The sequence below is a fragment of the Streptomyces sp. NPDC059989 genome, assembly GCF_042736975.1.
In the GTDB taxonomy this organism is placed as follows: domain Bacteria; phylum Actinomycetota; class Actinomycetes; order Streptomycetales; family Streptomycetaceae; genus Streptomyces.
Map to the genome: position 1 here is coordinate 155,511 of NZ_JBHWUO010000018.1, position 8,485 is coordinate 163,995.

General features: G+C 71.8%; 6 protein-coding genes. 4 read left to right on the forward strand and 2 right to left on the reverse strand.

Annotation, left to right across the window (positions count from 1 at the left end):
• The first annotated feature begins 232 nt into the window (after positions 1 to 232).
• Positions 233 to 1,996: an acetyl/propionyl/methylcrotonyl-CoA carboxylase subunit alpha gene (locus tag ACFWBN_RS18595; protein ID WP_385177890.1), complete on the forward strand. Its 1,764-nt coding sequence runs from the start codon at positions 233 to 235 to the stop codon at positions 1,994 to 1,996.
• A 250-nt stretch (positions 1,997 to 2,246) separates the two neighbouring features.
• On the opposite strand, the gene ACFWBN_RS18600 is transcribed toward ACFWBN_RS18595, so the two are convergent.
• Entirely contained in the window at positions 2,247 to 3,197 is a 951-nt protein-coding gene (locus tag ACFWBN_RS18600; RefSeq protein ID WP_385177892.1) for a DeoR/GlpR family DNA-binding transcription regulator, read from the reverse strand.
• Positions 3,198 to 3,372: 175 nt separating this feature from the next.
• Complete coding sequence (locus ACFWBN_RS18605) at positions 3,373 to 4,812, reverse strand: NAD(P)H-quinone dehydrogenase (RefSeq protein ID WP_385177894.1); 1,440 nt, start codon at positions 4,810 to 4,812, stop codon at positions 3,373 to 3,375.
• 173 nt (positions 4,813 to 4,985) lie between these two features.
• Here ACFWBN_RS18605 and ACFWBN_RS18610 point away from each other — a divergent pair, with 173 nt between their 5' ends.
• The 3 genes from ACFWBN_RS18610 (at position 4,986) to ACFWBN_RS18620 (ending at position 8,041) form a co-directional block, all read left to right on the forward strand.
• Positions 4,986 to 5,423: a gamma-glutamylcyclotransferase gene (locus ACFWBN_RS18610; protein ID WP_215148387.1), complete on the forward strand. Its 438-nt coding sequence runs from the start codon at positions 4,986 to 4,988 to the stop codon at positions 5,421 to 5,423.
• 124 nt (positions 5,424 to 5,547) lie between these two features.
• Entirely contained in the window at positions 5,548 to 6,354 is an 807-nt protein-coding gene (locus tag ACFWBN_RS18615; protein ID WP_360876639.1) for a purine-nucleoside phosphorylase, read from the forward strand.
• 34 nt (positions 6,355 to 6,388) lie between these two features.
• Positions 6,389 to 8,041, forward strand: coding sequence for a phospho-sugar mutase (locus tag ACFWBN_RS18620; RefSeq protein WP_385177897.1), 1,653 nt, complete (start codon positions 6,389 to 6,391; stop codon positions 8,039 to 8,041).
• The last annotated feature ends 444 nt before the right edge of the window (positions 8,042 to 8,485 follow it).

Here is an 8,485-nt window from a genome sequence, read left to right on the forward strand (position 1 = left end):
TAGGGACTCGACAAAGAATCACCCGGGCCCGCTGACCGGCCGGACAGAGACCTTGGCTACATGACGGGGTTACTGTGCAGTCGGGGATCCCCCTGACCTGGGGCGCCATAAGGGTTTCCCGGTCGACGGGACCTCGCATCACACTCTGTGTGGGCAAGGTCACCACTGGGGAAGGGTCGAAAGGCCGTGTGGGCTGTCCCTAAACTCAGCTTGTTTCAAGGAGGGAGCCATCGTGCGCAAGGTGCTCATCGCCAACCGTGGCGAAATCGCTGTCCGCGTTGCTCGGGCCTGCCGGGACGCCGGGATCGCGAGCGTAGCCGTCTACGCCGACCCGGACCGGGACGCTCTGCACGTCCGCGCGGCCGACGAAGCTTTCGCGTTGGGCGGTGACACCCCGGCCGCCAGCTACCTGGACATCTCCAAAGTCCTTCAGGCCGCAGCCGACTCCGGTGCGGACGCCATCCATCCCGGATACGGCTTCCTCTCCGAGAACGCCGACTTCGCCCAGGCCGTACTCGACGCCGGCCTGACCTGGATCGGCCCGCCGCCGCAGGCCATCCGGGACCTCGGTGACAAGGTCGCCGCCCGTCACATCGCCCAGCGGGCCGGCGCGCCCCTGGTCGCCGGCACCCCGGACCCCGTGTCCGGGCCCGACGAGGTGGTCGCGTTCGCCAAGGAACACGGCCTGCCCATCGCCATCAAGGCCGCCTTCGGCGGTGGCGGCCGCGGCCTGAAGGTCGCCCGCACCCTCGAAGAGGTGCCGGAGCTCTACGACTCCGCCGTCCGCGAGGCCGTCGCCGCCTTCGGCCGCGGCGAGTGCTTCGTCGAGCGCTACCTCGACAAGCCGCGGCACGTCGAGACCCAGTGCCTGGCCGACTCCCACGGCAACGTGGTCGTCGTCTCCACCCGTGACTGCTCGCTCCAGCGCCGCCACCAGAAGCTGGTGGAGGAGGCCCCGGCGCCGTTCCTCTCCGAGGCCCAGAACGCGGAGCTGTACGCCGCGTCCAAGGCGATCCTGAAGGAAGCCGGCTACGTCGGCGCCGGCACCGTCGAGTTCCTCGTCTCCGCCGACGGCCTGATCTCCTTCCTGGAGGTCAACACCCGCCTCCAGGTCGAGCACCCGGTCACCGAAGAGGTCTCCGGCATCGACCTGGTCCGCGAGATGTTCCGCATCGCCGACGGCGAGGAGCTCGGCTACGGGGACCCGGTCCTGCGCGGTCACTCCATCGAGTTCCGCATCAACGGCGAGGACCCGGGCCGCGGCTTCCTGCCGGCGCCCGGCACGGTGACGAAGTTCGCCGCGCCGTCCGGCCCGGGTGTCCGCCTCGACGCGGGCGTCGAGTCCGGCTCGGTCATCGGCCCGGCCTGGGACTCCCTGCTGGCCAAGCTGATCGTCACCGGCGCCACCCGCGAGCAGGCGCTCCAGCGCGCCGCCCGCGCGCTGGGCGAGTTCGAGATCGAGGGCATGGCCACGGCCATCCCGTTCCACCGCGCCGTCGTCACCGACCCGGCCTTCGCCCCCACCGACGGCAGCCCCTTCACCGTCTACACCCGGTGGATCGAGACCGAGTTCGTCAACGAGATCCCGGCGTTCGTGTCCCCGGCGGCGGAGGACACCGAGGACGAGCCGGGCCGCGAGACGGTCGTCGTCGAGGTCGGTGGCAAGCGCCTGGAGGTCTCCCTCCCGTCGTCGCTCGGCATGACCCTGGCCCGTACGGCCGCCGCGGGCGGCGCCAAGCCGAAGCGCCGCGCGGCCAAGAAGTCCGGCCCGGCCGCCTCCGGCGACACCCTCGCGTCCCCGATGCAGGGCACGATCGTCAAGGTCGCGGTGGAGGAGGGCCAGCGCGTCGAGGAGGGCGAGCTGGTCGTCGTCCTGGAGGCGATGAAGATGGAGCAGCCGCTCAACGCGCACCGCTCCGGCACCATCGTCGGCCTCACGGCCGAGGTCGGCGCCTCCCTCACCTCGGGCGCCACCATCTGCGAGATCAAGGACTGACACCCTCAGCCATGGCAAAGGCCCCGCCCGGGTTCACCCGGGCGGGGCCTTTGGCGCTTCCCCGGCAACGGCGCCGCACCTGTAGGACGGCGGGGCCATATCCAGCCCCGCCGGCGATTGAGGCGCGGGGGTCCGGGGGCCGGCCCCCGGCAACGGCGCCGCACCCGCAGGACGACGGGGGCACATCCAGCCCCGCCGGCGATTGAGGCGCGGGGTCTGGGGCGGAGCCCCAGGAAGCGGCCCGCAGCGGCTAGCGGCGCCGCATGTCCGCGACCCGCGCCCGCTCCCCCGCAGCCTGCTGCTCCAGCATCCCGGCAGACGCACTGCGCAGCTGACCCGTGGGCCCACCCCGCCTCTGCACCGGCAGCGGAGAATCCCGGCGCGGCCGCCGACCCTGCATACCGTCCGCCGCGGCCGCAGAGGGGCCCGCGACCGTGATCTGGACACCCTGGTCCGCGAGGGCCTGGAGCTCCGTGGCCGCCCGGTCGTCGTGCGGCGGCGGCTCGTCCGTCACCAGACGGGTCATCACATCGGTCGGCACCGTCTGGAACATGGTGTCGGTGCCGAGCTTCGTGTGGTCGGCCAGCACCACCACCTCCGCCGCCGCCTGCACCAGCGCCCGGTCCACGCTCGCGGAGAGCATGTTCGAAGTCGACAGCCCGCGCTCGGCGGTCAGCCCGCTCCCCGACAGGAAGGCGCGGGAGACCCGGAGCCCCTGGAGGGACTGCTCGGCGCCGCTGCCCACGAGGGCGTAGTTGGACCCGCGCAGGGTGCCGCCGGTCATCACGACCTCGACCCGGTTGGCATGGGCCAGTGCCTGCGCCACCAGCAGGGAGTTGGTGACGACGGTCAGTCCGGGCACCCGGGCGAGCCGGCGGGCCAGCTCCTGGGTCGTGGTGCCCGCGCCGACGACGACGGCCTCGCCCTCTTCCACGAGGCCGGCCGCCACGTCGGCGATGGCGGTCTTCTCCGCCGTCGCGAGATGGGACTTTTGCGGAAAGCCGGACTCCCGCGTGAAACCGCCCGGCAAGACCGCACCGCCGTGTCGGCGGTCGAGGAGTCCTTCTGCCTCCAGTGCCCGCACGTCCCGCCGTACGGTCACTTCGGAGGTCTGGACGACGCGGGCGAGCTCCCGGAGCGATACCGCTCCGTTGGCCCGCACCATTTCGAGGATCAATTGGCGACGTTCTGCAGCGAACACGAAACTGACAGTAACCCCAACGACCGTCTACTTTCAGCTCCTTGCGCCGGAATACCGAAGTTGTCCATACGGCGGGGCGACTAGTGGTATACGCGGCCGGAGAGTTGCGTGAACGGCCGGCCACGAAACCGCGCCCCGCCCCAAACCCCTTACGGTATGCGGCGGTTCGGGCCGATTACGCCTCCCCGGCGGCCTTCCGCGTGTGCAGCTGGCGCGCCACCTCGGCGATCGATCCCGACAGCGAGGGGTACACGGTGAACGCGTTTGCGATCTGCTCGACCGTCAGGTTGTTGTCGACGGCGATCGAGATCGGGTGGATCAGCTCGCTCGCACGCGGCGAGACGACCACGCCGCCCACCACGATCCCCGTGCCCGGACGGCAGAACAGCTTCACGAAGCCGTCCCGGATGCCCTGCATCTTGGCGCGCGGGTTGCGCAGCAGCGGCAGCTTCACCACGCGGGCGTCGATCTTGCCGGCGTCCACGTCGGCCTGGGTGTAGCCGACGGTGGCGATCTCGGGGTCGGTGAAGACGTTCGAGGACACCGTCTTGAGGTTCAGCGGGGTCACCGCGTCACCGAGGAAGTGGTACATCGCGATGCGGCCCTGCATGGCGGCCACGGAGGCCAGCGCGAAGATGCCGGTCACGTCGCCGGCCGCGTACACGCCGGGCGACGACGTGCGCGAGACCTTGTCGGTCCAGATGTGCCCGGACTCCTTGAGCCGGACCCCGGACTCCTCCAGGTTCATGTCCTTGGTGTTGGGGATCGCGCCGACCGCCATCAGGCAGTGGGTGCCCGTGATGACCCGGCCGTCGGACAGGGTGACCTCGACCCGGTCGCCGACGCGCTTGGCGGACTCGGCGCGGGAGCGCCCCACGACGTTCATGCCGCGCCGCCGGAACACGTCCTCCAGCACGGCGGCGGCGTCGGGGTCCTCGCCCGGCAGCACGCGGTCGCGGGAGGAGACCAGCGTGACCCGGGACCCGAGGGCCTGGTACGCGCCGGCGAACTCGGCGCCGGTCACACCGGAGCCGACCACGATGAGCTCCTCGGGGAGCTCGTCGAGGTCGTAGACCTGGGTCCAGTTCAGGATCCGCTCGCCGTCGGGCATGGCGTCCGGGATCTCGCGGGGGTGGCCGCCGGTCGCGATCAGCACGGCGTCGGCGGTCAGGATGGTCTCGGTACCGTCGGCGGCGGTGACGATGACGTCCCGCGTGCCGTCGATGCCCTGCGGCCCGCCGAGCTTGCCCCGGCCCCGTACGACGCGGGCGCCGGCCCGGGTCACGGAGGCGGTGATGTCGTGCGACTGGGCGAGGGCGAGGCGCTTGACGCGCCGGTTCACCTTGCCGAGGTCGACGCCGACGACGCGCGCGGCCTGCTCGATGTGCGGGGTGTCGTCGGCGACGACGATGCCGAGCTCCTCGTACGACGAGTCGAAGGTCGTCATGACCTCGGCGGTCGCGATGAGGGTCTTCGAGGGCACGCAGTCGGTGAGCACCGACGCCCCGCCCAGACCGTCGCAGTCCACGACGGTCACCTCCGCACCGAGCTGGGCCCCTACCAGGGCCGCCTCGTACCCGCCGGGTCCGCCGCCGATGATCACGATCCGGGTCACGAAAACTCCGCCTCACGTCTACCCGGTCGGCTGCCGTCCCGGCCGGTGGTCCGGGGGGTCTCCCCGGGGGATGCATTCCGTGCCCCATTGTCCCGCACGCTTCAAGGTGCTTCGCCCCCGGTCCCGCCATCCGGGCACGCGTGCACGGGCGCCCCTCCCGTACCCTCGACCTCATGTCGCTCTACGCCGCGTACGCCGGCAACCTCGACCCGCGGCTGATGACGCGCCGCGCACCCCATTCGCCGCTGCGCGGCACGGGCTGGATCAACGACTGGCGGCTGACCTTCGGCGGCGAGCAGATGGGCTGGGAGGGCGCGCTGGCGACGATCGTCGAAGCCCCGCGCCACCAGGTCTTCGTCGCCCTCTACGACATCGCTCCGCTGGACGAGGACTCGATGGACCGCTGGGAGGGTGTCGGGCTCGACATCTACCGCCGGATGAGGGTGCGCGTACACACGCTCGACGGCGAGGAAGCGGCCTGGGTGTACGTCCTGAACGGCTACGAGGGCGGCCTGCCGTCGGCGCGCTACCTGGGCGAGCTCGCCGACGCCGCCGAGTCCGCGGGCGCGCCGCACGACTACGTGATGGAACTCCGCAAGCGACCCTGCTAGCCGCGCCGCGCACGGGCTCGAACACCCGTCGGGGACGATTCGGCGGAAACGACAAGGCAACGATCCGAACACCGTGAGCTGCGCCATCTACGCGCGTAGGGATTGAGCGGCTACGCTCGTCTGCGTGAACGCATCTGTTACCGATCCCACCGCTGCCGCCGACGCCGCCGCCGCCCGCCTGCGTGAGCTGACCGGCGCCGAGACCCACGATGTCGCCCTCGTCATGGGCTCCGGCTGGGCCCCCGCCGCCGAGGCCCTGGGCGCCCCCGAGGCCGAGTTCCTCGTCACCGAGCTGCCCGGGTTCCCCCCGGCCGCCGTCGAAGGACACGGCGGCAAGGTCCGTTCGTACAAGATCGGCGACAAGCGCGCGCTGGTCTTCCTCGGCCGGACCCACTACTACGAGGGCCGCGGCGTCGCCGCCGTCGCCCACGGCGTCCGCACCGCCGTCGCCGCGGGCTGCAAGACCGTCGTCCTGACCAACGGCTGCGGCGGCCTGCGCCAGGGCATGCAGCCCGGCCAGCCGGTCCTGATCAGCGACCACATCAACATGACGGCCACCTCGCCGATCATCGGCGCGAACTTCGTCGACCTGACCAACCTGTACTCGCCGAAGCTGCGCGCGATGTGCAAGGACATCGACCCCTCCCTCGAAGAGGGCGTCTACGTCCAGTTCCCCGGCCCGCACTACGAGACCCCGGCCGAGATCAACATGATCCGCGTCATGGGCGCCGACCTGGTCGGCATGTCCACGGTGCTGGAGGCCATCGCCGCCCGTGAGGCCGGCGCCGAGGTGCTCGGCATCTCCCTGGTCACCAACCTGGCGGCGGGCATCTCCGGCGAGCCGCTGAACCACGAAGAGGTGCTCCAGGCCGGCCGCGACTCGGCCGCGCGCATGGGCAAGCTGCTGACCCAGGTCCTCGCCCGCATCTGAGGCACGGGCACGTACGAGAGCTAAGGCGGAAGTAGTGCAGGAACAGGCACAGGACGACCTGATCACCCGGGCCCAGGCCTGGCTGGCGGAGGACCCGGACCCGGAGACGGCGGACGAACTGTCCGCGCTCATCGCGGCGGGCGACACGGCGGAGCTCGCGGACCGGTTCTCCGGCACGCTCCAGTTCGGCACCGCCGGACTGCGCGGCGAGATCGGTGCCGGCCCGATGCGGATGAACCGTTCCGTGGTCATCCGGGCCGCGGCGGGCCTCGCGGCCTACCTGAAGGCCCAGGGCCACGCCGGCGGTCTGGTCGTCGTCGGCTACGACGCGCGCTACAAGTCCACGGACTTCGCCCGTGACACCGCGGCCGTCATGACCGGCGCCGGCCTGCGCGCGGCCGTACTCCCCCGCCCCCTCCCCACGCCCGTCCTCGCGTACGCCATAAGGCACCTGGGCGCCGTCGCCGGCGTCGAGGTGACCGCGAGCCACAACCCTCCCCGGGACAACGGCTACAAGGTCTACCTCGGCGACGGCTCCCAGATCGTCTCCCCGGCGGACACGGAGATCGCGGCGCAGATCGCGGCGGTGGAGAAGCTGGCCGACGTACCGCGCCCGGAGTCCGGCTGGGAGGACCTCGGCGACGAGGTCCTGGAGGCCTACCTGGCCCGCACGGACGCCGTCCTGACCCCCGGCTCCGCCCGGGGCGTGCGCACCGTCTACACGGCCATGCACGGCGTCGGCAAGGAGGTCGTGATGGCGGCCTTCGCCCGGCACGGCTTCCCGACGCCGGTCCTGGTCGCCGAGCAGGCGGAGCCGGACCCGGCGTTCCCGACGGTCGCCTTCCCCAACCCGGAGGAGCCGGGCGCGATGGACCTGTCCTTCGCGAAGGCCTCCGAGGTCCACCCCGACATCGTGATCGCGAACGACCCGGACGCGGACCGCTGCGCGGTGGCGGTCCCCGACAACGGCGGCTGGCGGATGCTGCGCGGCGACGAGGTCGGCGCGCTGCTGGCGGCCCACCTGGTCCACAAGGGCGCCCAGGGCACCTTCGCGGAGTCGATCGTCTCCTCCAGCCTCCTGGGCCGCATCGCGGAGGCGGCGGGCGTCGGCTACGAGGAGACCCTGACGGGCTTCAAGTGGATCGCCCGCGTGGAGGGCCTGCGCTACGGCTACGAGGAGGCGCTCGGCTACTGCGTGGACCCCGAGGGCGTCCGCGACAAGGACGGCGTCACGGCCGCCCTGCTCGTCGCCGAACTGGCCTCGGAGCTCAAGGAGCAGGGCCGCACCCTGACCGACCTGCTGGACGACCTGGCGATGGCCCACGGCCTGCACGCCACGGACCAGCTGTCGGTCCGCGTCTCGGACCTGTCGGTGATCGCCTCGGCCATGGCCGCGCTCCGCGCGGAGCCGCCGACCTCCCTGGCGGGCCTGCGCGTCACGTCGGCGGAGGACCTGTCGCAGGGCACGGACAAGCTCCCGCCCACGGACGGCCTGCGCTACTACCTGGACGGCGACTACAAGGCCCGCGTGATCGTCCGCCCGTCGGGCACGGAGCCGAAGCTGAAGTGCTACCTGGAGGTCGTGGTCCCGGTGGCCGAGGCCTCCGACCTGGCCCCGTCCCGCACCCGCGGCCAGGAAATCCTGGACGCGATCAAAAAGGACCTAGCGGTGTCGATGGGCATCTAACCCAGCCCACCCCCGACGGCCCCCCGAGCTGGCTCTGGGGGCCGTCGTCGTCCCCGGAGCCCTTCCCCACTCCCCTGCCGCACAACGAGGACGATGCGGTCAACATGTGGTGCGGGCACCAACCCCAGACGGCCGCCGGACGCCAAGCCGTGCGAAGCGCGTAGCGATCTGCCGCGCCCGCGGCTCCGGATGGGCCTCTCACCGCTGTTCGGTGCAGGTAGAGCGGCCCCCGACCCGGAACGGGTGGCATATGGGCCCGGGCGCTGGTCCGGATGGACCGGGAACCGAGCCCGCCCCTCCCTGATCTCCCCATGCGCATGTCTCCGACCCGTGCCGTTCTTTTGGGGGCTTCCCGGCAGTCTTCGTATTTCCGTGGCGGGACGGCCTGTCAAGGGTGGCCGAAGGCCATCGCGAAGCGACGCGACCGCAGGGAGCGCCCTTGAC

Coding starts and splice junctions, on each gene's coding strand:
- ACFWBN_RS18610 (WP_215148387.1), top strand. CDS start 4,986: ATGTCGCTCTACGCCGCGTACGCCGGCAACCTCGACCCGCGGCTGATG.